A 23,395-nucleotide genomic window follows, 5' to 3' on the forward strand; every position below is an offset into this window, starting at 1 on the left:
TAGCCGCATGAGACAAAGTGGAAATACCTGAAATCATTTCATCATCTTGGCTTTTTTCTCAAAATTTGTTTAAAACGTAATATGATTGTAACATTACTTGAAAAAGTCAAACAACTTTTTAGCAGAGAGGTGAGGTCCTATTTGCAAACAACACATGATCATGTTTATAATGTGAATGAGAATCAATTTCAATTAAGGTTGATTGAAAGGATGACATATATGCCAGAAACAAAACAACAAACAGAAGCGTTAACGGTTCGAGACGCTGTCAGATATAGACGATCGATTCGAAAATTCAAAGAAACACCGGTGAGGATTGAGCAGCTTCAGCCATTATTAGAGGATGCAGTCTATGCACCCAATCATAAAATCACGGAACCTTGGCGTTTTTTATATGCAGTGACGGATGAAGCAAAAGAGGTATTTGTTGAGCGGTTCATTGCTTTCTTTAAACGCAACAACCCAGACGCAAAAGAAGAAAAGATCAATCAGTACAGAGATTATTTTTCTAAAGTACCAGCACTTTTACTTGTTGTTCTAAAAGAAGACGAAAACCCAGTTGTGAGAAACGATGATTTTGCCGCTGTGAGTGCGCTCATTCAAAACTTCCAGTTGTTGGCTTGGGATCAAGGAATCGGTATGGTATGGAAGAGCGGCCGTATTTTATACGACAAAGGGTTTCAACAGGATATGGGATTAAAGGAAAACGAGCGCTTTGCCGCAATTCTTCACATTGGTTATCCAGAAGAGGTGCCTGAGGAAAAGTCACGTCAGAAGGCATCAAGCCTGCTAACTGAAATCAAATAAAAACAGACCTTTTGATAAGGTCTGTTTCTTTTTACTTATTGTTTTTTGGCACGCTGATCGGCTGCTTTCATACGTGCCATCGCTTTTACGTCATTCGGATCTGCAAGTTCTTTGGAAAATTCAACATATTCGCCATCCGTCTCTTGTGCCGCAAGCTGGTGGTTGGATTTTTTGAGTTGGTCTTTTTTCAAAGCTTTTCCCTCCTTTACAAGATCACTTTAGTTATGTGCTTGTAAAAGAGGAATATCCGTTTTATTTGTTTCTTTTTTCTGCTGCTCTTTCCGCTTTTTTGAATTCCTGCTGATACAGAACTTCCTGGGTTTTCTTCAGTTTTGAAGTCGGCTGGTGTTCTTTTTTCTTCATCAAAATCGCCCCCTCATCTCATTTTTAATAGGATGGGTGTTTTTGACAACATTTATTCCTCTGAATGCAAAATCGCTTCTTTTAGCTCAGGGTGTAAAAACTCATAAGAAGACAGCAGTGCCTTTTTCGGCAGAGCACGTTGGCCTTCTAATACAAGCAATGACATGTCGCCAAGTGCGGTTTTAATGACAAAGGACGGCACCTTCAGCCAGTGAGGGCGATGAAGGACAGATGCAATGGTTTGCCCCAGCTGCTTCATTTGAACAGGATTTGGAGACGTGACATTGAGTGGACCTGATATGTGTTCATGTAGAATGGCATACGCAATGAGATGTGCTACATCCTCCACATGAACCCAAGATACCCATTGCGAGCCAGAGCCAATCGTTCCACCGGCAAACAGCTTGTATGGCAAGGTCATAAGAGGAAGGGTGCCTTTTTCTCCTAGCACTACCCCAAAGCGTGTATAAACCGTGCGAATACCAAGCGCCTCAATTTTTTGCCCTTCAGCTTCCCAAAGCTTTGACGTATGACTTAAAAAGTCTGTATCGGCTGGTGGGGCCTCCTCCGTAAAATCCTCTGTCTTAGAAGTGCCATAGATACCGACAGCACTTGCTTGAATGAGCACAGACGGTTTCGTTTTTTGCGCTTCTATGATGCGTTTTACTTCTTGCGTTGATTGAAGACGGCTGGAGAGAATGCCTTTTTTTGCTTTGTCCGTCCATCGTGTGAAAATGGATTTCCCAGCAAGGTTAATCCATACATCGATGGCAGGCAATTCATGTTCAGGGGCCGCACCATCTGTCAGCCACTGGACGTAATGTAAATGATTTTGTTCGGATTCCTTTGGATTTCTTGTTAAAATATATAGATGATGTCCTTCAGCTGCGAGCACCTTTGTGACATGCTGGCCGATAAACCCGGTTCCTCCGGTAATGGCGATATTCAATTGACATCTTCTCCTCTCATATACATACCTATATCTTTCACGATTTTGAATCAGAAGAAACATCCTGACTGTTGGAAAAAAGGAGTGATCACAGGATGCCCTATATTACGAAAATCTCTGCTCAGAAAAACAATACAGAACGCGTGAACATCTTTCTTGATGAAAAGTACGCTTTTAGCGTTGATCTAGATGTGCTTGTCCAGCATGATTTGAAAAAGGGAAAAGAGCTGGACGAAGCCGATATCATAGAGATTCAATTCGGTGATGCAGTAAAAAAAGGATTTCAGCAGGCCGTCGATTATTTATCGTATCGGATGAGATCAGTGAAAGAAGTCACCGATTATTTGACGAAAAAAGACATACCAGCACCTGCTATTAGTGAAATTATACACAAATTAAAACATTATAAGTATGTAAATGATCTTGAATTTGCAGAAGCATATGTAAGCACCCACCGAAAAACGAATAGCAAAGGCCCGTCAGTGCTAAAAAAAGAATTAAAGCTGAAAGGCATAGACGATGACACCATCGAACAAGCACTATCGCAATATCCGAATGATTTGCAGCTAGAGGAAGCAGTGAAACAAGTGCTAAAGCTGGTTAAGAAAGAGAAAAACCGGTCCGCAAAAGAAATTGAACAGCGTATCAAATTGCAGCTTCAGCGAAAAGGATTTTCATTTGATATCATTGATAAAGCCCTTCAAGAAGCCTATGATGGACAAGAAGAGGAAAAGGAAGAAGAAGCCCTTCACTATATGCTTGAGAAGGCAAAACGCAAGGTAGGTTATGACGGATCATTTGAGAAAAAAATGAAAGTGAAGCAATTCCTTTACCGAAAAGGATTTGATCTTGATACAATTGATCACGTTTTAGACAAAGGGGAATGACAGATGGAAAAACGCTATAGTGAAATGACAGAATACGAATTAAAGCAGGAGATTGCCGCTCTTTCTGAAAAAGCAAGAAAAGCTGAGCAGCTAGGCATTGTGAATGAATATGCCGTGTTGGAGCGGAAAATTGACATGGCGAAAGCCTATTTATTAGATCCAGCTGCTATTCAGACCAAAACGACTTATCACATCAAAGATACAGACGAGCTGTTTTATGTGGAGTATTTAAATGGTGTTTTTGCTTGGGGCTACAGAGTATCAGCGCCAAATAAAGAAGATGCCCTGCCGATTTCAATGCTTACGCAAAAGGACTGATAGATAGCCATTTGCTGAGGTAAGAAGAAAAAGGACTGATCCCTAGAGATCAGTCCTTTTCTTTACTTCGAACGTTGTTTACGGACGTTGTTCTGAAGTACGATGTCGTGCTGCGTTTGCTGCGTTTCTCCGTTGACCTGAGAGGCAGAATGTTTAGCATTCGCCCATGGTTGAGGGTAAGCGGTTGTTCTTAATTGAACAAAGTCTTCCATATACGATTTCCCATTTGAACTCATATCTCAAGCACTCCCTTTGGAAAAATTAGCGTTTCCCTGATGCCCTCATACGTTCCTGTGGACGTGTATTCGTCTCACCGTTCGGCCTTTTAGACGCATAAGCATCTGTGGCCCCTGGTTCGCCTTCAAACTTGTGATTCACTTGATTTGGAAAGCCCTTTGCTTTATTACGCATACTGATTCCCTCCAAACAATACAAATCATTTGCGTCTTTTGAAGACGTAAGGGTAGTATATGAAAAAAGAGATTTTTTTAAAAAGGCACTTTCTGCTAGATGAAGGAGGAACCAGTATGGAACAATATTTTGAGCGATTAACCGAACAACTAATGGAAAAAAACAATATGCTCACATATGAAGAAGCACGTACATGGGTAGAGCTCCTTTGGAGTGATTTTGAAACAACCTATGCAAAGGCTGGCCGCAAGTATAAAGGACAAGAAACGACTGAACGGATTGTCCGAGAATGGATCGAGAGCTACGGCGCTCAGCTGCATTTATTTCAAAATAAACAATCGAAGGCAAATGAGCATCTGCAACAAAACGACAAAGGGCTGCTGCATTAAAAGGGTTGCCCTTTTCACTTCCACTCATTTTTTCAATAAACAGGAAAATATATAATTGACCAAACAATTTTATGAAACAATACCCAGTCTGTGATCAAAATTACAGGCTTTTTACAATGGATAAACTTAAAATTACATTAAATTCATGTTGGTGAAAATCACTGGAAATAAAACTCTGATATAATGTAACGATTAAGGATACATGAAATTTATGGATAATAAAAAAGGGTTTCGTTTTCTGACAAAAAAGGAATAATGAACATAACAGACTATGTGAAAAAAGTGAAGAGAAGGTGCGATATGGAACGGGAACTGCTCTCTGTTATAATTCCTTCTTACAATGAAGGTGAAAACATCAGACGAATCTTTGAGGCACTCGAGGAAGAGTTTCGCGATTTTCATTATGACTTTGAAATCATCTTTGTGAATGATGGAAGCAAAGACAATACGCTTCAATACATGAGAGAGCTCTCTCACAAAAGTGCAAAAGTCAAATACATTTCCTTTTCTCGTAACTTTGGGAAAGAAGCTGCAATTTTAGCAGGTCTTGAGCATGCAAAAGGGGAAGCTGCGATCATTATGGACGCCGACCTGCAGCACCCAACGTATTTGATTCAGGATTTTGTTAGAGGCTACGAAGAAGGTTATCATCAAGTCATTGCCAAACGAAACCGTAAAGGGGACAGCAAGCTTCGTTCTTACCTATCATCGATGTATTATAAAGTGATGAACAAGGTGGTCGAAGTGGACTTGCGTGATGGTGTAGGAGATTTCCGTTTAATTTCCCGTCAAGCGATCGACGCATTGCTTCAACTGAAAGAGGGAAATCGTTTTTCAAAAGGCCTTTTTTGCTGGATTGGCTTTGAAGAAAAGGTCATCTATTATGAAAATGTGGAAAGACAGCATGGTGATACAAAATGGTCACTGAAGAAATTATTTAACTACGGGATTGATGGTGTCATTTCCTTTAACAACCGCCCGCTGCGTATTTGTTTTTATACGGGTATTTTGATCTTATTTCTCTCTTTGATTTACATCGTGGCGACCTTTATTCAAATCGTCAGAACGGGCATCATGGTACCGGGTTATTTCACTTTAATCTCAGCTGTGCTTTTCCTAGGTGGTGTCCAGCTCTTGAGTCTAGGTGTGATTGGAGAATACATTGGCCGAATATACTATGAAACGAAAAAGAGGCCGCATTACTTAATTCAAGAATCAAATGTCATGGAACAAGAGACAAGCTCAAAAAAACAAGACCGAGTGTTAACGCAGTTATTTAAATAACGTGGAGTCAAATAACCGGCAAGCACGAATCGCTTGCTGGGTTGTTTTGTTTCAAAGAACAGTGGATCTTTTGGAGAAAGGATTTAGATGATGAAACGTAGATGGATACTCATTGGAATGTGCCTCATTCTTGCTTTATTAGGACACTCCTTTTTCTTATATGAATATACGCAAGGCCGATATATGACGGGAGATGGAGATGGCATTTCGCAAATGCTCCCGTTTAAAAAGCTGCTGTATGATGAATACGTCAAAGGAAACTTCTTTTATTCCTATCAATTTGGTCTAGGCGGCGGTACATATACGCAATTAGGTTATTATTTTACAACGTCGATGGTCTTTATGGTCACAGTCGCTGTCGTCTGGCTGTTGAATGCGCTTCACCTTATACAGTCAACAGACATTCACTTTTGGGCAAATGCTGTTATTTGGCTTAGTGTGATCAAGCTGACAGTCATTCTGTTCATCGCATATCGTGTGCTCCTTTCGATTGTGCAGCATAGGCTGGGGGCGCTGACAGGTGCCGGTATTTACGGACTGTCTATTGTGTACTTTCGGCATCAAACGTTTTGGGAGTTTTTCACCGACAGCATGATGTGGCTTCCGCTGCTTGTGCTCGGGGTTGAACGGATTTTTAAAACAGGCAAGCCGGCTTGGTTTATTGCGGCTTGCAGTCTCATGCTGATCAATAACTTTTACTTTGCTTACATTCACTTTATCTTTTTAGCCATTTATCTCGTCTTCAGATATATGATTAAGCTCCAAAGCGAGGAGCGAGGCTGGAAGGTGTTCTGGACCCTTGCGATTTCTACGTTGTTATCGTTTGGGATCAGTGCTGCCTTTTTTATCCCGTCTGTTTACGGCTTTCTCAATAATGTAAGACCGCCGTATGAACAGGCAATTCCTTGGTTCGAGCTGCATGATCATCTGCTGTTTACAAGCAGGGTGTACTTATTGCCGGTCATCTTTCTGATTTGTCTGTTCCTCGTTCCGCTTTACCGGAACAGATGGTTTTTCATGTTCACATCGATCAGTGTTCTGCTGATCATTTTTCACTACAGTCCAAAGATGGCGAGCGTGTTTAATGGTTTTTCTGCACCGCAGTACAGATTTGAATATATTCTTGCTTTTACAGTTGGAGCAGCCGTAGCCATCACCATCAAGCATTTCTCGCAAATGGAGTGGAAGTGGAAAACACGTGCGGTTTTAGGCGCTTGGCTTGTATTCCTTCTCGCAGTCGCCCTTTCAGAACGAGCAAAGGGAAATATGGATGTTGTTGTATTTACCGGAATAGGACTGCTTGTGATCAGTTTGTTCTTCCTCTCGATACATGTGGGAAAACGTCTGCACCTTCGACTCTTTTCAGCTGTGCTCATCGTTGTGAGCTTACTGACAGCAGGCGTGTATCAGCAGGGCTACTTATTTGAAAGAAGCAATATTAAGAGCGTATCAGATACGTATCTGAATAGTGAGGCGTATGCTGGACATGAGCAAATGAAGCTCATTCAGCAGATTCAAAGCCGCTCAAAAGAAGATCCGCTTGCCCGGATTGATTGGATGAACGGCGTGCGCAACAACACCCCATTGTTTGAAGGCTTTCAAGGCATGAGTGCGTATTCAAGTATATTGAATCAGCATCTGCTCCATTTCTACTGGAATGACCTGCAAATTGATATGGGACGGGAAAGTGTCAGCCGGTATGCAACAATGGGGGACAGAGCGAATTTATACAGTTTGACCTACGGGAAGTATTATATGAGAGACAAATCGATGTCTTTCTCACCGCCGGTTTATTTTAAGCCCATATTGGAAAGCGAACATTATGAAGTGTATGAAAATACACGTCCGCTCCCATTTGCAAGAACAACGAGTACCGTCTATTCAGAAAAGTCACTAGAGCATGCGTCAGCACTTGATAAAGAACATGCGATGTTGCAAGGTGTGATCTTAAACAAAAAAGGAAATGCTGAAATCGACCAATCGCCTGATCGAATAAAGGATACAAACATTCATACTGAACAAGCGGTATACGAAAATGGCGTGCTTGATGTATACGGGAAAACGGGCGGGCTGAATATCACCCTTCCAGATGATATCGCTCGCGTGGGGGATGTGTATGTGAGCTTTTATGTGAAGCGGACCGACCGTAACGAAGGGTTTCAGTTATCTGTAGATGACTACGTCACATCACGCAAAAGCAATACGTCTATCTACAAAACAGGCGTTAATGACGTGACGATCCGAGTCCCTGCGGGAAAAATCCTTTCCATACGAGTTCCAAAAGGGACGTATGAGCTGAGTCAATTAAAGCTGTATCATGAGCCTTACCGCACCCTTGCGCGGGCATATGAAAAAGAAAAACAGGATGATGGCAGCCAGCAGGTGAAGCTTAAAAATAACCGCTTTACGATTTCTTATGAGAACAAGCGCGGCGATGATTATATGATTCTGCCTGTTCCATATGAAAAAGGCTGGGAGCTCACGGTGAACGGCCATCAAACCGAGATTGAACAAGCCAATTATGCGTTTATTGGTTTTCCAATAGAAAAAGGCAAAAACGAGATCGTGCTAACTTACTATCCGCCTTATATCAGAATTCTCGCATTGATTTCACTCGTCAGTTTGATCGGTGCGATCCTCTATGCACGGAGAAAACACAAGAAACACCACTTTTCAGCATAAGTGGTGTTTTTTTATCTTTCATCTCATACGTAAGTTTCTTCATCCCATTCAATCGTGTATTCGTTCATTTTTTTATCAATATCGTTTTGAATACTCATGTGCTGAAATAGCGCATTCAATTCTTCTGTCCTCTTTCTTCGATCCTTTTCATAATAATAGAACGCATCTCGATAATCATGATCCCTTAGCATCTTTGCTATGAGCATGGCATCTTCTAGACTATACGATGCTCCTTGACCAACAAAAGGGTTCGCCGTATGTACCGCATCACCTACAAGAACAACACGTCCTTTTGACCACACAGGAAAATCCTTTATTTCATAGATACTTCTTGGAAAGAACATGTTTGTATGATCGATGATGTCAGAAAGGTGTTTAGGAATGTTCCAATGTTCCATTTGTTTATATAATAACTGTCGGATGGTTTCTTGATTGGCTTTCTCAAAATGTTTTGTAGGTAACTTCTCAGGACACTGAGAGAAAGCTTGCCATAAAATATTCATTTTATTTGTTGGATGCGCTTTTCCAAAAATGAATTGAAAGTTTCCGTCATTGTAAAAATAACTTGTTGCCTCATCCAATACAAAATCCTTCACAAACGATACTCCTTGTAGTCCCCAAAAACCGCTATAGTCTAATTTAGCATTAAACGCAATAGCCTCTCTTGTTTTAGAAAAAGTTCCATCTGCTCCTATTACGATATCACCTGTTATCACAGTTTCATCTTCAAAAAGAACCTGAACGGAATGAGGCTGCTGTGTGATTGAGATTAACTTTTTGTTGTATTTCACTTCTATTCCTTGGCGGTGAACTTCTTTTAAAAGTGATTTGATGATTTGGTCTCTCATGACGTTCAGTAAAGGGGCATCATAATATTTTTCACTATAATTGTGAAAGATCGCTTCTACTTCATTTTCACTGTTTATTTGCTGGATCTTCTTTATCACGGTTGCATTTGCGATCACTTCATTTTTACACCCGATTCCATCCAAAATCTTTACCCCATTCGGAGACAGTAAAAAACCTGCTCCTGTTTCTAATTCTTCATCTGACCTGCTTTCATAAATCGTACTTTCCATTCCAGCCTTTTTTAAAAATAAAGCAGTAGCCAATCCTGCTACACCACTGCCGATAATGATCACATTTTGAGATTTCATCATTTTTCCTCCCTTTTTATAAACAGACCGGTCGGTTTATTTTAGTGCAAAAAAATAAGCTTTTTCATATAAGACAGCGTATCACAATTCCCCCTTTTCATTTGGTAATTAAAGTATATGATAATATGTTAGAAATGATTTAGCAAGAATGAAACTAACCAATTTCTGATCAACTTCTTTTAAAAACATGAAGGGGATAACAAAACATGAACAAAGACACCGTGATAAAACACTATGAACACACCCTTGAATGGGTACAGTCACTAACGGAAGTAACAGAAGAAGAATGGCGTAGCGCCATCGCTGATGGAAAGTGGAGCATTGCTGAGATCATCGCACATTTCGTTCCATGGGATGAATTTATTTTACACGATCGCCTAAAGGAATTTTGGAACAATAAAGCGTTACCTCAGGCACCTGATGTGCATGAAATGAATCAGCAGTCAGCCGAAAGAGCAAGAAAGGAAGAGAGAAGCGAGACGATCGGGCGATTTATTGTTGTTAGAACAAAATTGCTTCAAGAAATGAAGAAAATCGAAGCATCTCGCTGGACTACACCCTTTCTGATCGGTCAAACTGAGCTGACGTTATCAAGTTATTTTCAAGGTTTGATTAAACATGATCTCCATCATATGGAGCAGGTCAAACAAGCGCTCTCCACAAAAAGACGATAGCGCCTCACGAAGCTTCCTTATCAAACGAAAACGACGCATAATCAAACAAAAAATGAAATAACCAAAGACTTAGCGCAAAGAGAATTTCTTCAGAAGTAGTCAGCAAAATGCCGTCAACCAATTCGTCTGATACATAGACAGCACCCCAAATAAACAAAAGGTGAAATAAAACGGCATAGAAAACGATAGATCGTTTTTTGGACCGACACTTACGAACAAACCGCATGAGCACGTGTTCCAGATGTTCAAAAGAGATCCCAAGTACAACATAGATGCCCATAAACAGAATCAACGATAAAATCGATTGATAAAAAGCACCCGTCAAATGAAAGAACAGCACACAAAACAACAAAAATATGTAACAGACAGCTGATAGCGCCATGAGCCATTTCAGCCCTTGCCATAAAGCGTGAACAGATTGTTGCATGGGTAAACAACACTCCTTTACATGAAGATACCTGCAAAAAGGACAGCCTTTTTGCAGGAAGGTTGGAATTAATCCTCTTTTTTAGGTGCAGCGATGACAGGATGTTTTTCTGTATCAAGCAGTTTTAAGAATTCTTCGCCTTGATCTAAATGATCCAAAACAAGCTGTTTCGGTGTCACCGCAAGCCACTGATTGAGTGAAATGTCTGCATAATGATCGCTCTTAAAGATTTCTAAGAAATAGAGCGGTTCGTCGCCTGTATTTTCTACATAATGCCCCATCGCAAATGGCACATAGCCAACGTCTCCCGCCTGATAGTTGAAGGTTCTCGCATGTCCATCAGAAGCAAATACCGTCATTCGAGCTTTTCCAGAAATGAAATATTGCCATTCATCCGTATTTGGATGCCAGTGCAGCTCACGAATGGCACCTGGATCAACTTTCACAAGAGCGGATGCAATCGTTTTAGACGCTTTGAAATTGGTAGAGTCCGCAATCCACACTTGTCCACCGCTTGACGTAATTGGCTCTTGTTTTAATAGCTCATATTTAAAGGAATTCGGGACTTCTCCTTGCTCTGTTTGCACCTTGTCACATTCAAGGGAACCAGGAATTCCTTTTTGGAAAATATACTTCTCTTTCTCTGGCAGCTTCTTAAATTGCTCCTTTGTCATTCCAAAGTTTTGGAGAACGACTTCCTCTGGGGTATGCGCAAGCCAATCAGTCACTTGGAACGTACTATTTTCAGAGAAGGAACCATCATCAAACACAAGCAAGAACTCAGCTCCTGGTTCAAGTGCTTGAATAGAGTGCGGCAAGCCTGAAGGGAAGTACCATAAATCTCCCTCAGTCACATCCTCTGTAAAATTCCGCCCCTCTGCATCAACCGATGTAATTCTTGCTTCCCCATAAATCATGTACGCCCATTCCGCTTCCTTATGCCAGTGCAGCTCACGAATCGCACCAGGCTTTAGCCGCATGTTCACAGAGGCAAGACTTTTAGAGATAGGCAGTTCACGCACCGTTACCTCGCGGGCATAGCCGCCTTTTTCTAAACGGTTGTGCGTATCAGAAAAAGAATATTTCATGTTGGGAACCGTTCCATGATCGGTTTCTGGTGGCGTGAGCATATCTGGGTTTTGTCTGTCTCGCTCGAGATTACGTGGAATTTTGACCGTTGCTCCTTTTTCTCCTCGAATCGGCTGCGGTACACCATTTTGCTTTTCACTCATGATAAAATCCCCTTTCAACATCGTATTGTGTGAGGTGACAAAAGGCCTTTCATTTCGCCCTCGTTTTCATAAGGTGAAACGAATCAAGAAGATGTCAATCTGATTCATCATTTTTTTGAACAGCGACCAATCGTTGGATGAGTTTGCTTAATTCATCAAACTTTCGTTCAAAACGTGTCAGCAAGTAAACTGTCAAAATGGCAGGAAAGCCAGCCTGACCGAGCTGCTTCAGCCATTCCTCCGAAAAAAAGGTCTCCATTTGTCTCACCTCCCAGCGGATGCTCGTCTTCTCTATAAGTGGTATGAAAGAAGAAATAGGAAATCAAAGGGGGAGAAAATGAACCATTAGACCCGTTTCACAAAGTTTACTTTTTTTAACTTTTGTCCACTTAATGCAAGTAGAGAGAACAAAGGGGAGGATGCACATGGATTATCGGCTGTTATTGAAAGCAAAATGGAAGGAAATCGTTGACCACCCGCTCATTCAGCAATTTTTAAGCAATCCTAAAAACCAGCAACTGCTTAGGCAAGTCATGGAAGAGCCAAACGAAGAAAATGCGAAAAAACTAGATTCCGAGTTCAAGCAGTTTTATCAAAAAATCCGCATCATCAAGTATATTTCCACAATGATCCGCATCTTTTCAGTCGACTTTGACAAACGAGTGAAAAAAAAGCAGCAGCGTTTTCCGCTCATACTCGATCATCCTGATACGCAAGAAGTGAAAGACCCTGTTCAAACAGATACGTATGAAGCTGTGCTCTTTAACCAACAAGACTTAGGGGAGCACCTGCAAGACAAAAGATTGTACAAGGCCTACCAGCAGCTCACAGACAAACAAAAAATGGTCTTAACCCAAATCTATGTCGAAGGCCTAACGATGAAAGAAATAGCCGATCAGTTAGGCGAAACAAGACAAAACATCTCAAACATTCACAAAAAAGCGCTCAACAAACTAAAAGAAGAAACAGGGGGAGATGTCCGTGCCCGAAGACAAAATGACCAATGGAGAAATGGAAGAACTCATTGAAACCTTCACACCCATGATCAAAAAGAAACTACAAAACACGGCATATCAAGAAAGAGAAGACCTCGAACAAGAACTTTATATCAAACTCATCGAAAAAGTAGACTGGCTGATTTACCAAGAAGGACCTGGCTTTTGGGAGTTTATTGTGGAATATATGACGAAGTTGTAAGAGGAACTGATGGTGCGAATGTCAGGTGAACATAAAATCCCTGGAACATTCGCACCTTTTTATTCGACAAAATTGGGTAAAAATGTATATTTCATGAAGGAGAAAACAAAATTCTTTATTGAAAGTTGAGGATTTTACCTATCATTTCCTAAAAAATGTTACAATTAGGGCAGAAATCGCAGTCGCACTCTATATGAGTGCGTGGATTGAAATTTCAAGAAATGCTGTGTAATCTGCCACGCTTGGGTCGCACTCTACATGAGTGTGTGGATTGAAATCAAACGTATTCCATTGTATCTGAATCAACAGAAGTAGTCGCACTCTCCATGAGTGCATAGATCACAGTTTCTGCGTTTTATACAAATTCAAGTACTATCCAGTTCAAAATCTACACATATGAATAATTCAAGCCCTATACAACAAAAAAAGACTCGCTCACACAGAGCCGAGTCTTAATTTTTTTTGCAGTTTTTCTTCACTGAAAATCCAGCCGGTATAGGAATTTTTGATTTGGTGGTCCATGTCGATATGGCAGATCGCGACAAAAGGATAGTGACCTTTGCTGCGGTAGCGCAAATCAATGAACCGTACCTCATAATGATCCTTGTATTTATCCACTTCCCACCGGTAGACAGGGGAGAAGGAGAGAAAGGCTGAAATGTTTTCGTCTTGCTTGGCAATTTTCATAATCTCTGTATCAGGGACCGGCACACGGTTAAAGGTGTCTAAAATGATGATCTCACCATTCATACTGCGTCCAACATGGAAAGAGGATTTACATTTCACGGCAATGCGCCATTGTCTGAACTTCATCGTAGGCGAAATAATAATGTCTTCAATTTCATCGAATCGTGCACGCAGCTGACGTTTAATCTGAAGCTGCATGATGACCCTGACGATATAATAACAGAAAATCACGGCATACAGCGTAATAAACGTATAGCCGGGATGCCCGCCAATCGCCCAAACGACAATGGCGACAAGATGGGTAAAAAAGATAAACGGATCAAACGTGTTAATGATCCCAAGCGCTACCCATTTCTTTGAAAAAGGACGAATGGCCTGTGTGCCGTATGCATTGAATATATCGACAAACACATGAAGCACGACGGCTAATAGTGTCCATAACCAAAGGTGAAGTAAATTCGCCCCCGGCACAAATGGGAAAATCACAGCAGGAATTAGCAATGACCAAAACAGTACAGCCGGAATGGAATGAGTAAATCCCCGGTGATTTCTTATATAAACTGCATTATTTTTTAGTTTTAGCACAGTATCAATGTCTGGTGCTTGGGAGCCGGCGATGGTCGCGATCATCACGGCGTGTGCCATGTGTGGATCTGCGCTGACGGCTGGATCTAAAAGCGCAAGTCCCCCAAGAGAAATGCCCATTACTACATGAGTACCAGTGTCCAATTGATTACCTCCTAGTTGTCATGCTTAGGAACAATCATACAAAGTATACGTTTCTCATCAAGACTATGTGCAAAATCACTTTTGCTTTATCCCGATTTAATGTAACATGTTAACGTATCTACAAACAGTATACAACAAATAAGGTTCTTTTCAGAACGTTAGCTCTCGGTTCGATAAGAAGGAGTATAGAGATGAAAGACATTCAAGAAAAGCTGGACCGCAAAGATATTGCGGGTTTTCAGCATGATTTAATCGATTGGTATGAAAAAGAACAACGAACACTTCCATGGCGTGAAAATCAAGATCCATACCGCGTCTGGGTATCAGAAGTGATGCTCCAGCAAACGAGAGTGGATACGGTCATTCCGTACTTCAACCGGTTTATGGAGCAATTCCCGACGGTGAAAGATCTTGCTTTAGCTGATGAAGAAAAGGTCATGAAAGCATGGGAAGGTCTGGGCTACTACTCAAGAGTGCGTAATTTACAGGCTGCTGTGAAAGAAGTCTATGAATCCTACGAGGGCGTTGTCCCTGATACGAAAGAACAATTTTCAAAGCTGAAAGGTGTAGGTCCGTATACGAGCGGCGCAGTGCTGAGTATCGCTTATAACAAGCCATACCCTGCGGTAGACGGCAACGTGATGAGGGTCATTTCCCGTATCTTGTCCATATGGGATGATATTGCAAAACCAAAAACGAGAAACATTTTCGAATTTGCGGTTGATCAGCTCATTTCCCGGGAAAAGCCGTCAGAATTCAATCAAGGGCTAATGGAGCTAGGTGCACTTATTTGCACCCCAACCTCTCCTGCATGCCTCATTTGTCCTGTAAACATGCATTGCTCAGCACTGGAGGAAGGCGTTCAGCATGAGCTGCCGGTGAAAAGTAAAAAGAAAAAGCCGACTGCGAAATCAATGGCAGCGGTGGTGTTATTTGATGATGCAGGCCACCTCTATATTCATAAGCGTCCAAGTACAGGTCTGCTTGCGAATTTATGGGAGTTCCCAAACATGGAAACAATGAAGGGAAGAAAAACGGAAAAAGAGCAGCTGATTGATTTCTTAAAAGAGGAAGCGGGTGTACAAGCAGAACTTGGTGATTTAGAAGGCACCATTCAACATGTATTTACCCACCTCATCTGGAATATTTCTGTTTTCTTTGGACGTGTGACCTCTGTATCTGATGACACGATGCTGAAAAAAGTCACAACAGAAGAATTTGAGGCATATGCTTTGCCAGTCTCACATCAAAAAATATGGAAGATGGCACTTGAACAGCCTAGTCATATTTAACCGTTGTACCATGGGTATAATCGGCCTCATTTCGGTGCAGACCCCCACGGTTTTCAATTTCAGAAATGATTTCTCGATACTTAGATTGCCCTTCTTCGTTTAAATAAGGTAAAATTTGTTGGAAAGCATGATGAAAAAATGCAAGCTCAGTATCTTTCCATTGATCCTTTGACATCATGCCAAGCTGGCTTAAATCGCGTCCGACATACATGAATGTAACCTCCTAATAGGAACTTTCCTATTAGTGTGAAGCGAATGGACGAAAACTATTCAAATCAGGAGATGAACCATAATGAACAAGCGTAAATGTGCACTAATTACAGGCAGCAGTAGAGGTGTCGGGAAAGAAGTAGCCCTTCGCCTGGCTGAAAAAGGATATGACATTGTCATTAACTATGCAAGAAGCAAAAAAGCAGCACTTGAAACAGCTGAAGAAATTGAAGCGATGGGTGTTAAAACATTAGTTGTCAAAGCCAACGTTGGTCAGCCAGAGAAAATCAAAGACATGTTCCAGCAAATTGACGAAACGTTTGGCCGTTTAGACGTATTTGTGAACAATGCGGCATCTGGCGTTCAGCGCCCAATCATGGATCTTGAAGAAAATCATTGGGACTGGACTATGAATATCAATGCGAAGGCCTTGTTATTCTGCGGACAAGAAGCAGCCAAATTAATGGAGAAAAACGGCGGCGGACATATCGTCAGCATTAGCTCACTAGGCTCTATTCGCTACCTTGAAAACTACACGGTGGTCGGTGTATCTAAAGCAGCACTAGAAGCTTTGACACGCTACCTATCCGTTGAGCTGTCACAAAAAAATATCGTCGTAAATGCCGTATCAGGCGGCGCCATTGATACAGATGCACTCAAGCACTTCCCAAATCGTGAAGAGTTATTAGAAGACGCTAAGAAAAATACACCAGCAGGCCGTATGGTGGAAATTAAAGACATGGTCGACAGTGTAGAATTCCTTGTATCAGGCAAAGCAGATATGATTAGAGGACAGACGATTATCGTCGATGGCGGACGTTCTTTGCTTGTTTAAAAAAATCATGAATAAGATGTACACCTTCTGCACAAATTAATGTGCGTGGAGGTGATAATGATGGATAAACAACAAAACAAAACAAACGCACAACAAGTGAAAAAACAAAACCAAGCTGCTGCACAAGGCGGTCAATATGGCACTGAATTTGCTAGCGAGACTGACGCACAGCACGTAAAAAAATACAACCAAAAAGCTGAGCAAAACAAACAACAAAACAGCTAATCACTGAAACAAAGGGAAGCACTTCATCTACGAATGAAGTGCTTTTCTTTTTGCCTCTTTCCACCATCCGACAAAACCTGTAAAACCTCTACATAAACAGTCAAAGGACTTCTTCCTTCTTTCAAGAAATGGTATAGATACAAAAAGTGGAATCGAAGGAAAGGGAGGAGTTAGATGTCTGATTTCGATCAGCTTGTCAAAGAACAAATGCAGCTTATGGATCAGCTGCTCGATGTACAAGGAGAACTTGATCTGTACTTAGAGACAGAAAAACAATTGCTGCAAGGTGAAAAAAAGGAAGAGCGGCATAAGCTTCATGATCAAATCAAACAGAAACGAGAGGAACTGCAAAAAGTCCAGACACTATTTACAAAACAGACTAAACAAGTCATCAATTCGTATAAACAAATGGAGAAGAGCTCAACCGTGATGTAAAAGAGTGTGCCGTTCAATTGGGTTGAATGGCTTTTTCATTTCATTTTTTAATGATGTAACGGTATAATATAATAGAGACATGTTTAGTTGGGAAATTAGGTCTTTGGACTGTTAGGTTTGTTTGTTATAGAAAGTAGGGGAGAAAATATGGGCTATCCCAAGGAAGGAGAAACCATCCAAATTCAAAGCTATAAACATAATGGCTTGATCCACAGGATTTGGAATGAAACCACCATTCTGAAAGCAACGGAATTGTGTATCATTGGTGCAAACGATCGAACAATGGTGACTGAATCCGATGGCCGAACATGGATGACAAGAGAACCGGCTATTTGCTATTTTCATGCAAAACAATGGTTTAATGTCATTGGGATGCTTCGAGATGATGGGGTGTATTATTACTGCAACATCAGCTCTCCTTTTGCGACAGATGAAGAGGCGATTAAGTATATTGATTACGACTTAGATGTCAAAGTTTTTCCGGACATGACGTATAATATTTTGGATGAGGATGAATATGCAGATCATAAGAGGCAGATGAATTATCCAAAAGAAATCGATAGTATCTTACGAGAGCATCTAAATACATTACTGCATTGGATTCACCAGCGGAAGGGACCGTTTGCTCCAGAATTTGTGGATATGTGGTATGAACGTTTTTTGCGTTATACAAAATAAGTAACAGCAGCTAAAACCTGTTTGGCTTTTCAAAGCCAACAGGTTTTTGACTGCGTACGGATAAGAGGCACTGATAGATTGGGAAGGAGATTTACATGGGGGTCATAAAACGTTACATGGCTTTTGTAACACCGTATAAAAAACAGATTGCATTGACAATGGTGATCGGAATGATTAAGTTCTCGATTCCCTTAACATTGCCTCTGCTTTTAAAGTATGTCATTGATGATGTGATTCAAGGCTCTGGATCGGCTGAAGAAAAAACATCCACTCTCTTTATTATTATGGGAATCATGCTTGTATTATTTTTAGTGATGAGACCGCCTGTTGAGTACTACAGACAATACTATGCGCAGTGGACAGGCAGTAAAGTATTATTTGATATTCGGGAAAAACTGTTCTCGCACATTCAAAAGCTAAGCCTTCGTTATTACGCCAACACGAGAACAGGGGAAATTATTTCAAGGGTTATCAACGATGTGGAGCAAACAAAGGAATTTGTCATCACAGGGCTTATGAACATTTGGCTTGATTTGATGACCGTCCTGATTGTGATCGCCATTATGTGTACACTGGATCTTAAACTCACCATTGTGTCTGTCATTATTTTTCCGCTGTATGCGTTAGCAGTGAAGTATTTTTACGGACGGCTTCGCAAGCTGACAAAAGAGCGGTCGCAGGCACTGGCTGAGGTGCAAGGGCACCTGCATGAGCGAGTACAAGGAATGCCTGTCATTCGCAGCTTTGCGATTGAAGAATACGAACAAGAGAATTTTCACGATGAAAATAAAAATTTCTTAAACAAAGCGATCAATCATACGAATTGGAATGCCAAAACATTCGCCGTCGTCAATACGATCACAGACATTGCGCCGCTGCTCATTATTGCTTTTGCTGGCTATACCGTCATTAACGGGTCGCTTTCAATTGGGACAATGATTGCCTTTGTCGGCTACATTGACCGGATGTACAACCCGATTCGTCGTCTCATTAACTCATCGACGACTTTAACTCAGTCAGTAGCATCAATGGATCGTATTTTTGAGTTTATTGATGAACCGTATGAAGTAACAGACAAGCCCAATGCAAAAGAAGCCAATCACTTAAAAGGAGAGGTAGAATTTAAAGATGTGTCGTTCCGTTACGAACATACACAGGAAGAGATTTTACACAATATCTCCTTGAAAGTAGAAAAAGGTCAAACCGTTGCGCTTGTAGGAATGAGCGGCGGAGGGAAGTCGACACTCGTCAGCTTAATTCCAAGATTTTATGATGTCACAAGCGGATCACTCGAAATTGACGGCATTGATATTAAAGAGTACAAGGCAAGAAGCCTCCGGAATCAAGTCGGAATGGTGCTCCAAGATACATTCTTATTCAGTGACACCATTAAAGAAAATATCGCTGTGGGAGACCCGGAAGCATCCTTTGAGAAAATTGTGTCGGCTGCAAAAGCGGCAAATGCGCATGAGTTCATCATGTCTCTTCCTGAAGGATATGACACGAAAGTAGGAGAACGTGGCGTAAAGCTATCAGGCGGTCAAAAACAACGAATTTCAATTGCAAGGGTATTTCTTAAAAATCCACCGCTGCTTATTTTAGACGAAGCGACGTCTGCACTTGATTTAGAAAGTGAACATTACATTCAAGAAGCGATGCAGAAGCTGGCAAAAGATCGCACAACTTTTATTGTTGCGCACCGTTTATCAACGATTACACATGCGGACCTCATTGTGGTCATGGAACAAGGCCAGATTGTGGAAAAAGGATCACATGAAGAATTAATGAACCGAGACAGCCACTATCGCCATCTATTTACCATTCAAACATTAAATTAGTAGAAGCCTATCCGATTCTAGCGGATAGGCTTTTTTATGCTTGTCAAAAACATGACATATTTCCCAGCTTGTCTCAATACAATTTTAAAAAGTATGACGGGGTGGTGAAGATGTGAAAGAACAAGAAGTATTGCTAGATGTCAAACAGCTGTCCATTGCCTTTCAGCAAAAAAAGCAGAGAGTGCCGATCGTCCATGACATCTCATTCTCTATTCAAAAAGGAGAAACCTTAGGTATTGTGGGCGAATCTGGCTGCGGGAAAAGCATCACATCGATGTCTTTAATGGGGCTGAATCACCAAACAGAAACAACAGGTCACATACAATTTGAAGGTCAAAACCTGCTGTCACTGTCGGAGAAACAATGGCGAGAGGTCAGAGGGAATGACATCTCAATGATTTTTCAGGAACCCATGACTTCTCTCAATCCACTCATGACCATCGGCAAGCAAATGACAGAAGCCCTTTTTACACATCAGACTATCAGCCAAAAAGAAGCAAAAGTGAAGGCGGTAGATTTGCTTCAAACGGTAGGCCTGAAACAAGCAGCGTCATTACTCAAAAAATATCCACATGAACTATCGGGCGGCATGCGTCAGCGTGTGATGATTGCGATGGCGATGCTGTGTCACCCAAAGCTCATGATTGCAGATGAACCAACGACTGCACTTGATGTCACCATCCAAGCACAAATTCTTCGTTTGCTCAAAAAGTTAAATGAAGAGATGGACACCGCTATTTTATTTATTACTCATGATTTAGGCGTCGTGCGGCAAATATGCCAGCGTGTCATGATTATGTATGCCGGTCGAATCGTAGAAGAAGGAACCGTTGACCGTATTTTTCAAAAACCTCTGCATCCCTACACAAAAGGTCTTTTCGCCTCTGTTCCATCATTTAAAGAGAAAAAAGAAAAACTCATGTCTATTTCGGGTCATGTACCTAAGCCAGGAGCTATTCGGTCCGGCTGTCAATTTGCACCACGCTGTCCATATCAAATGACGCAATGTCTTGAAAAAGACCCATCTTTACAATCCATTTCACACAATCACCGCGTCGCATGTTTTCTAATGGAAGGAGGAGAAGACACTGAATCACCCACTGTTGCAAGTGAATCAACTGACGAAGCGTTATGACACATCGGCATTTTTTTCTAAACACAAACAGACGACTATGGCTTTAAATCAAGTGTCCTTTCACGTGAAAGAAGGAGAGACGCTCGGCATTGTGGGCGAATCTGGCTGCGGGAAATCAACCCTTGGCAAAAGCTTAATGAGATTAATCGAACCGACTTCTGGCTCAATCCAAATGAAAGGAAAAGAAGTGATGCTTCTCAAAGAACGAGACATGCGTTCCTTCAGAAAAGACATTCAAATGATTTTCCAAGATCCATACGCTTCCTTAAATCCACGAATGAAAATAAAAGACATTTTAGAAGAACCGCTTATTGTTCATAAACATGGAACAAAAGCAGAAAGACAAAAGCGGGTAAAAGAGATGCTGCACATTGTTGGATTTGACCCATCCTATGGAGACCGTTATGCGCACCAATTTAGCGGCGGTCAGAGGCAGCGTATTGGAATTGCTAGGGCGCTGATTACTCATCCAAGTCTTGTGATTGCCGATGAGCCAGTTTCCGCTTTAGATGTATCGGTTCAAGCGCAAATATTGAATTTAATGCTCGAATTGCAAAAGACGCTTTCTCTGACGTACTTGTTTATTTCTCACGATCTAGGCGTTGTCAAGTATATGAGCGACCGAATTGCAGTGATGTACGCTGGCCGTATTGTAGAAATGGGTCCTGCGGAGGACGTATTTCACAAGCCGCTTCATCCTTATACATCGCTTCTTCTGACATCCATTCCACATATGGATCACGTGCTGGAAACGCAAGATGTGTCAGCGGAAGAATCCACTCTGGTGTCAGAAGATGGCTGTCCTTTCTATAAAAGATGTCCAAAAAGGTGGGCGCAATGCTTGCAAGCTGTTCCGCCTTTGTATGAGGAGGAAACAGGCCATGCAGCTGCGTGCTATTTATATCAAAAGGAGGAACACAATGAAGAAGACATGGTTATTCAGTAGTTTCATTTTTGTGCTGGCACTTGCGTTATTTTTAGGGGGCTGTTCATCTTCATCAACATCAGAAGAAAAAGCCACAAAAGACACTCTCGTATTCGGCAGAGGAGGGGACTCTACGTCACTTGATCCGATTACAACAACAGAAGGCGAAACCTTCAAGGTCACAGAGAATATGTTTGAAAAGCTTTTGAATTACGGTGAAAAAGACACGACCATCCATCCGGGCCTCGCAACAGAATGGGATGTTGCAAAGGACGGAAAATCGTACACGTTCTACTTAAGAGAAGGTGTGAAATTTCACGATGGCACAGACTTTAATGCAGAAGCTGTAAAATTCAACTTTGACCGCTGGATGAATGGAGATGCCGAAAAATTTCCTTACTACGGCATGTTTGGCGGCTATAAAAAAGATAAAGGGCATGTCATTAAAGACATCATCGTCAAAGGAGAGCATGAAATTGAATTTCAACTCAAACGCCCGCAAGCAACATTTCTGAAAAACATCGCCATGTCACCATTTGGTATCGCTAGTCCTGCAGCAGTTGAAAAAAGCGGTGATTCATTTAGAGAAAACCCAGTGGGCACAGGACCATTTAAGTTTAAAGAATGGAAGCAGAACGATCGTATTGTCTTAGAAAAGAACGAAGATTACTGGCAAAAAGATAAACCAAAACTGAAACAAATCATCTTCCGCTCTATTCCTGAAAACTCTGCTCGTTTAAATGCGCTTAAAACAGGCGAAATCGACTTAATGGATGGCGTCAATCCGTCCGATTTAGATGGCATTAAAACAGACAAAGCGCTCCAGTTGATTGAAAGACCATCCATGAACGTAGGTTATATCGGGTTGACAGTGACTAGAAAGCCGCTTGATAACAAGTTGGTTCGTCAGGCACTCAATTATGCAGTTGATAAAGAATCAATCATCGAGTCGTTTTATGGAGGGCTTGCTGAACCAGCAAAAAATCCACTTCCTCCGTCATTAGAAGGCTACAATGACGAGATTGAGCCATATCCATATGATCCGGAAAAAGCAAAAGAACTATTGAAAGAGGCAGGCTTCCCTGACGGTTTTCGCATCAAGCTTTGGGCAATGCCTGTGCCGCGTCCATATATGCCAGACGGGATGAAGGTAGCTGAAGTCATTCAGTCAAACTTTGAAAAAGTTGGTGTCAAAGCCGAAATCGTCACATATGATTGGGCGACTTATTTAGATAAAGCAAGTAAAGGCGAAGCAGATGTGTTCTTATTAGGATGGACAGGGGACAATGGCGATCCTGATAATTTCATCTATACATTATTAGATAAAGACAGTATTGGCGGCAACAACTATACATTCTTCCAAAACGATAAAATGCATGACATCCTCATTGAAGCGCAGACCGATACGGATCAAAAGAAGCGAAATGAATTATATCAAGAAGCTCAAGAAATCATTCATGATGAAGCGCCTTGGATTCCATTAGTCCATTCAATTCCAATGCTTGCTGCATCTAAAGATTTAAAAGGCTACCAGCCGCATCCGACTGGTTCCGAAGCATTGACTGACGTATATTTCGAATAAGCAAATAAGGGAGATCGTTCGATCTCCCTTATCCAAACAATGAAAAG

At 41.4% G+C, this 23,395-nt stretch carries 28 protein-coding genes and 1 pseudogene; 18 read left to right on the forward strand and 11 right to left on the reverse strand.

Annotated elements, in window-relative coordinates; genetic code table 11:
• Positions 1 to 219: 219 nt before the first annotated feature.
• A complete protein-coding gene (locus NSQ11_RS04190) occupies positions 220 to 807 on the forward strand; it encodes a nitroreductase (protein ID WP_236798016.1) in 588 nt (195 codons plus the stop codon).
• Between the two features lie 35 nt (positions 808 to 842).
• Here the strand turns inward: NSQ11_RS04190 and NSQ11_RS04195 are convergent, their stop codons facing one another.
• The 3 genes from NSQ11_RS04195 to NSQ11_RS04205 all read right to left on the reverse strand — a co-directional run bounded on the left by NSQ11_RS04195 (position 843) and on the right by NSQ11_RS04205 (position 2,119).
• A complete protein-coding gene (locus NSQ11_RS04195; protein WP_035703748.1) occupies positions 843 to 998 on the reverse strand; it encodes a YfhD family protein in 156 nt (51 codons plus the stop codon).
• 61 nt (positions 999 to 1,059) lie between these two features.
• Positions 1,060 to 1,170, reverse strand: a complete 111-nt coding sequence (locus tag NSQ11_RS04200; protein WP_017358836.1) for a YfhE family protein — start codon at positions 1,168 to 1,170, stop codon at positions 1,060 to 1,062.
• A gap of 52 nt (positions 1,171 to 1,222) precedes the next feature.
• The gene (locus NSQ11_RS04205; RefSeq protein ID WP_342501281.1) at positions 1,223 to 2,119 is read right to left on the reverse strand and encodes a TIGR01777 family oxidoreductase; all 897 of its coding nucleotides are present in this window, start codon (positions 2,117 to 2,119) and stop codon (positions 1,223 to 1,225) included.
• Positions 2,120 to 2,214: 95 nt separating this feature from the next.
• Between NSQ11_RS04205 and recX the strand changes: the two genes are divergently transcribed.
• Both recX and NSQ11_RS04215 read left to right on the forward strand, forming a co-directional pair.
• On the forward strand, positions 2,215 to 3,006 hold the full coding sequence (recX, locus tag NSQ11_RS04210; protein ID WP_017358838.1) for a recombination regulator RecX: 792 nt from the start codon (positions 2,215 to 2,217) through the stop codon (positions 3,004 to 3,006).
• A gap of 3 nt (positions 3,007 to 3,009) precedes the next feature.
• Positions 3,010 to 3,324: a YfhH family protein gene (locus NSQ11_RS04215; protein WP_017358839.1), complete on the forward strand. Its 315-nt coding sequence runs from the start codon at positions 3,010 to 3,012 to the stop codon at positions 3,322 to 3,324.
• Between the two features lie 62 nt (positions 3,325 to 3,386).
• Here NSQ11_RS04215 and NSQ11_RS04220 read toward each other — a convergent pair whose 3' ends face one another.
• Together NSQ11_RS04220 and NSQ11_RS04225 are read right to left on the reverse strand one after the other, a co-directional pair.
• Positions 3,387 to 3,560, reverse strand: a complete 174-nt coding sequence (locus tag NSQ11_RS04220; RefSeq protein WP_003217811.1) for a YpzG family protein — start codon at positions 3,558 to 3,560, stop codon at positions 3,387 to 3,389.
• Positions 3,561 to 3,585: 25 nt separating this feature from the next.
• Entirely contained in the window at positions 3,586 to 3,735 is a 150-nt protein-coding gene (locus NSQ11_RS04225; protein ID WP_003217849.1) for a small, acid-soluble spore protein K, read from the reverse strand.
• A gap of 116 nt (positions 3,736 to 3,851) precedes the next feature.
• Here NSQ11_RS04225 and NSQ11_RS04230 point away from each other — a divergent pair, with 116 nt between their 5' ends.
• The 3 genes from NSQ11_RS04230 to NSQ11_RS04240 all read left to right on the forward strand — a co-directional run bounded on the left by NSQ11_RS04230 (position 3,852) and on the right by NSQ11_RS04240 (position 8,090).
• Positions 3,852 to 4,124, forward strand: a complete 273-nt coding sequence (locus tag NSQ11_RS04230) for a YfhJ family protein (protein ID WP_017366871.1) — start codon at positions 3,852 to 3,854, stop codon at positions 4,122 to 4,124.
• A 300-nt stretch (positions 4,125 to 4,424) separates the two neighbouring features.
• Positions 4,425 to 5,408 (forward strand): glycosyltransferase family 2 protein, encoded by a 984-nt coding sequence (locus tag NSQ11_RS04235; protein WP_017366872.1) that lies wholly within the window; start codon positions 4,425 to 4,427, stop codon positions 5,406 to 5,408.
• Positions 5,409 to 5,495: 87 nt separating this feature from the next.
• Entirely contained in the window at positions 5,496 to 8,090 is a 2,595-nt protein-coding gene (locus NSQ11_RS04240) for a YfhO family protein (protein ID WP_342501282.1), read from the forward strand.
• A gap of 23 nt (positions 8,091 to 8,113) precedes the next feature.
• Here NSQ11_RS04240 and NSQ11_RS04245 read toward each other — a convergent pair whose 3' ends face one another.
• On the reverse strand, positions 8,114 to 9,247 hold the full coding sequence (locus NSQ11_RS04245; protein ID WP_046527462.1) for an NAD(P)/FAD-dependent oxidoreductase: 1,134 nt from the start codon (positions 9,245 to 9,247) through the stop codon (positions 8,114 to 8,116).
• A gap of 206 nt (positions 9,248 to 9,453) precedes the next feature.
• On the opposite strand from NSQ11_RS04245, the gene NSQ11_RS04250 reads away from it, so the two are divergent.
• Positions 9,454 to 9,921: a DinB family protein gene (locus NSQ11_RS04250; RefSeq protein ID WP_017366875.1), complete on the forward strand. Its 468-nt coding sequence runs from the start codon at positions 9,454 to 9,456 to the stop codon at positions 9,919 to 9,921.
• A gap of 4 nt (positions 9,922 to 9,925) precedes the next feature.
• Here the strand turns inward: NSQ11_RS04250 and NSQ11_RS04255 are convergent, their stop codons facing one another.
• The 3 genes from NSQ11_RS04255 to NSQ11_RS04265 all read right to left on the reverse strand — a co-directional run bounded on the left by NSQ11_RS04255 (position 9,926) and on the right by NSQ11_RS04265 (position 11,839).
• Positions 9,926 to 10,348 carry a regulatory YrvL family protein gene (locus NSQ11_RS04255; protein ID WP_017366876.1) on the reverse strand — a complete coding sequence of 141 codons (423 nt, stop codon included), beginning with the start codon at positions 10,346 to 10,348 and terminating at the stop codon, positions 9,926 to 9,928.
• A gap of 68 nt (positions 10,349 to 10,416) precedes the next feature.
• Positions 10,417 to 11,580 carry an oxalate decarboxylase family bicupin gene (locus NSQ11_RS04260; protein ID WP_017358845.1) on the reverse strand — a complete coding sequence of 388 codons (1,164 nt, stop codon included), beginning with the start codon at positions 11,578 to 11,580 and terminating at the stop codon, positions 10,417 to 10,419.
• Between the two features lie 94 nt (positions 11,581 to 11,674).
• Positions 11,675 to 11,839: a YvrJ family protein gene (locus NSQ11_RS04265; RefSeq protein ID WP_003217819.1), complete on the reverse strand. Its 165-nt coding sequence runs from the start codon at positions 11,837 to 11,839 to the stop codon at positions 11,675 to 11,677.
• Between the two features lie 166 nt (positions 11,840 to 12,005).
• On the opposite strand from NSQ11_RS04265, the gene NSQ11_RS04270 reads away from it, so the two are divergent.
• Both NSQ11_RS04270 and rsoA read left to right on the forward strand, forming a co-directional pair.
• Entirely contained in the window at positions 12,006 to 12,608 is a 603-nt protein-coding gene (locus NSQ11_RS04270) for a sigma-70 family RNA polymerase sigma factor (RefSeq protein WP_035703760.1), read from the forward strand.
• Positions 12,556 to 12,777 carry a sigma-O factor regulator RsoA gene (rsoA, locus tag NSQ11_RS04275; protein WP_035703762.1) on the forward strand — a complete coding sequence of 74 codons (222 nt, stop codon included), beginning with the start codon at positions 12,556 to 12,558 and terminating at the stop codon, positions 12,775 to 12,777. The genes NSQ11_RS04270 and rsoA overlap by 53 nt, the downstream gene beginning before the upstream one ends.
• Positions 12,778 to 13,212: 435 nt before the next feature.
• Here the strand turns inward: rsoA and NSQ11_RS04280 are convergent, their stop codons facing one another.
• Positions 13,213 to 14,193, reverse strand: coding sequence for a metal-dependent hydrolase (locus NSQ11_RS04280; RefSeq protein WP_008341965.1), 981 nt, complete (start codon positions 14,191 to 14,193; stop codon positions 13,213 to 13,215).
• Positions 14,194 to 14,384: 191 nt separating this feature from the next.
• Between NSQ11_RS04280 and mutY the strand changes: the two genes are divergently transcribed.
• Positions 14,385 to 15,485 (forward strand): A/G-specific adenine glycosylase, encoded by a 1,101-nt coding sequence (mutY, locus tag NSQ11_RS04285; protein WP_017366880.1) that lies wholly within the window; start codon positions 14,385 to 14,387, stop codon positions 15,483 to 15,485.
• Here mutY and NSQ11_RS04290 read toward each other — a convergent pair.
• Complete coding sequence (locus NSQ11_RS04290) at positions 15,472 to 15,696, reverse strand: hypothetical protein (RefSeq protein WP_008341962.1); 225 nt, start codon at positions 15,694 to 15,696, stop codon at positions 15,472 to 15,474. The genes mutY and NSQ11_RS04290 overlap by 14 nt on opposite strands.
• An 81-nt stretch (positions 15,697 to 15,777) precedes the next feature.
• Here NSQ11_RS04290 and fabL point away from each other — a divergent pair, with 81 nt between their 5' ends.
• The 8 genes and pseudogenes from fabL (at position 15,778) to NSQ11_RS04330 (ending at position 23,348) form a co-directional block, all read left to right on the forward strand.
• On the forward strand, positions 15,778 to 16,530 hold the full coding sequence (gene fabL, locus NSQ11_RS04295; RefSeq protein ID WP_007496726.1) for an enoyl-[acyl-carrier-protein] reductase FabL: 753 nt from the start codon (positions 15,778 to 15,780) through the stop codon (positions 16,528 to 16,530).
• A 75-nt stretch (positions 16,531 to 16,605) separates the two neighbouring features.
• Positions 16,606 to 16,755: pseudogene (locus NSQ11_RS04300) on the forward strand (gamma-type small acid-soluble spore protein); the annotation flags it as partial.
• A 174-nt stretch (positions 16,756 to 16,929) separates the two neighbouring features.
• Positions 16,930 to 17,190, forward strand: coding sequence for a YgaB family protein (locus NSQ11_RS04305; RefSeq protein ID WP_035391255.1), 261 nt, complete (start codon positions 16,930 to 16,932; stop codon positions 17,188 to 17,190).
• A 147-nt stretch (positions 17,191 to 17,337) separates the two neighbouring features.
• On the forward strand, positions 17,338 to 17,868 hold the full coding sequence (locus NSQ11_RS04310) for a DUF402 domain-containing protein (protein WP_008341956.1): 531 nt from the start codon (positions 17,338 to 17,340) through the stop codon (positions 17,866 to 17,868).
• Between the two features lie 95 nt (positions 17,869 to 17,963).
• Entirely contained in the window at positions 17,964 to 19,706 is a 1,743-nt protein-coding gene (locus NSQ11_RS04315; RefSeq protein ID WP_048002117.1) for an ABC transporter ATP-binding protein, read from the forward strand.
• Positions 19,707 to 19,818: 112 nt separating this feature from the next.
• Entirely contained in the window at positions 19,819 to 20,841 is a 1,023-nt protein-coding gene (locus tag NSQ11_RS04320) for an ABC transporter ATP-binding protein (protein ID WP_144626205.1), read from the forward strand.
• Complete coding sequence (locus NSQ11_RS04325; RefSeq protein ID WP_079919271.1) at positions 20,810 to 21,787, forward strand: ABC transporter ATP-binding protein; 978 nt, start codon at positions 20,810 to 20,812, stop codon at positions 21,785 to 21,787. Before NSQ11_RS04320 ends, NSQ11_RS04325 begins: the two co-directional genes overlap by 32 nt.
• Complete coding sequence (locus NSQ11_RS04330) at positions 21,762 to 23,348, forward strand: ABC transporter substrate-binding protein (protein WP_017358851.1); 1,587 nt, start codon at positions 21,762 to 21,764, stop codon at positions 23,346 to 23,348. Before NSQ11_RS04325 ends, NSQ11_RS04330 begins: the two co-directional genes overlap by 26 nt.
• Positions 23,349 to 23,395 lie beyond the last annotated feature (47 nt).

It is taken from the genome of Bacillus sp. FSL W7-1582 (assembly GCF_038593325.1).
Lineage (GTDB): Bacteria > Bacillota > Bacilli > Bacillales > Bacillaceae > Bacillus > Bacillus altitudinis.

Bases quoted from the DNA above. Each gene is read 5' to 3' on its own strand.
- NSQ11_RS04240 (WP_342501282.1), top strand. From the start codon at position 5,496: ATGATGAAACGTAGATGGATACTCATTGGAATGTGCCTCATTCTTGCT.
- NSQ11_RS04225 (WP_003217849.1), bottom strand. From the start codon at position 3,735: ATGCGTAATAAAGCAAAGGGCTTTCCAAATCAAGTGAATCACAAGTTT.
- NSQ11_RS04235 (WP_017366872.1), top strand. From the start codon at position 4,425: ATGGAACGGGAACTGCTCTCTGTTATAATTCCTTCTTACAATGAAGGT.
- mutY (WP_017366880.1), top strand. From the start codon at position 14,385: ATGAAAGACATTCAAGAAAAGCTGGACCGCAAAGATATTGCGGGTTTT.
- NSQ11_RS04200 (WP_017358836.1), bottom strand. From the start codon at position 1,170: ATGAAGAAAAAAGAACACCAGCCGACTTCAAAACTGAAGAAAACCCAG.
- NSQ11_RS04315 (WP_048002117.1), top strand. From the start codon at position 17,964: ATGGGGGTCATAAAACGTTACATGGCTTTTGTAACACCGTATAAAAAA.
- recX (WP_017358838.1), top strand. From the start codon at position 2,215: ATGCCCTATATTACGAAAATCTCTGCTCAGAAAAACAATACAGAACGC.
- rsoA (WP_035703762.1), top strand. From the start codon at position 12,556: ATGTCCGTGCCCGAAGACAAAATGACCAATGGAGAAATGGAAGAACTC.
- NSQ11_RS04260 (WP_017358845.1), bottom strand. From the start codon at position 11,580: ATGAGTGAAAAGCAAAATGGTGTACCGCAGCCGATTCGAGGAGAAAAA.
- NSQ11_RS04220 (WP_003217811.1), bottom strand. From the start codon at position 3,560: ATGAGTTCAAATGGGAAATCGTATATGGAAGACTTTGTTCAATTAAGA.
- NSQ11_RS04305 (WP_035391255.1), top strand. From the start codon at position 16,930: ATGTCTGATTTCGATCAGCTTGTCAAAGAACAAATGCAGCTTATGGAT.
- NSQ11_RS04265 (WP_003217819.1), bottom strand. From the start codon at position 11,839: ATGGAGACCTTTTTTTCGGAGGAATGGCTGAAGCAGCTCGGTCAGGCT.
- NSQ11_RS04330 (WP_017358851.1), top strand. From the start codon at position 21,762: ATGAAGAAGACATGGTTATTCAGTAGTTTCATTTTTGTGCTGGCACTT.
- NSQ11_RS04255 (WP_017366876.1), bottom strand. From the start codon at position 10,348: ATGCAACAATCTGTTCACGCTTTATGGCAAGGGCTGAAATGGCTCATG.
- NSQ11_RS04310 (WP_008341956.1), top strand. From the start codon at position 17,338: ATGGGCTATCCCAAGGAAGGAGAAACCATCCAAATTCAAAGCTATAAA.
- NSQ11_RS04245 (WP_046527462.1), bottom strand. From the start codon at position 9,247: ATGAAATCTCAAAATGTGATCATTATCGGCAGTGGTGTAGCAGGATTG.
- NSQ11_RS04250 (WP_017366875.1), top strand. From the start codon at position 9,454: ATGAACAAAGACACCGTGATAAAACACTATGAACACACCCTTGAATGG.
- fabL (WP_007496726.1), top strand. From the start codon at position 15,778: ATGAACAAGCGTAAATGTGCACTAATTACAGGCAGCAGTAGAGGTGTC.
- NSQ11_RS04270 (WP_035703760.1), top strand. From the start codon at position 12,006: ATGGATTATCGGCTGTTATTGAAAGCAAAATGGAAGGAAATCGTTGAC.
- NSQ11_RS04215 (WP_017358839.1), top strand. From the start codon at position 3,010: ATGGAAAAACGCTATAGTGAAATGACAGAATACGAATTAAAGCAGGAG.
- NSQ11_RS04290 (WP_008341962.1), bottom strand. From the start codon at position 15,696: ATGTATGTCGGACGCGATTTAAGCCAGCTTGGCATGATGTCAAAGGAT.
- NSQ11_RS04190 (WP_236798016.1), top strand. From the start codon at position 220: ATGCCAGAAACAAAACAACAAACAGAAGCGTTAACGGTTCGAGACGCT.
- NSQ11_RS04230 (WP_017366871.1), top strand. From the start codon at position 3,852: ATGGAACAATATTTTGAGCGATTAACCGAACAACTAATGGAAAAAAAC.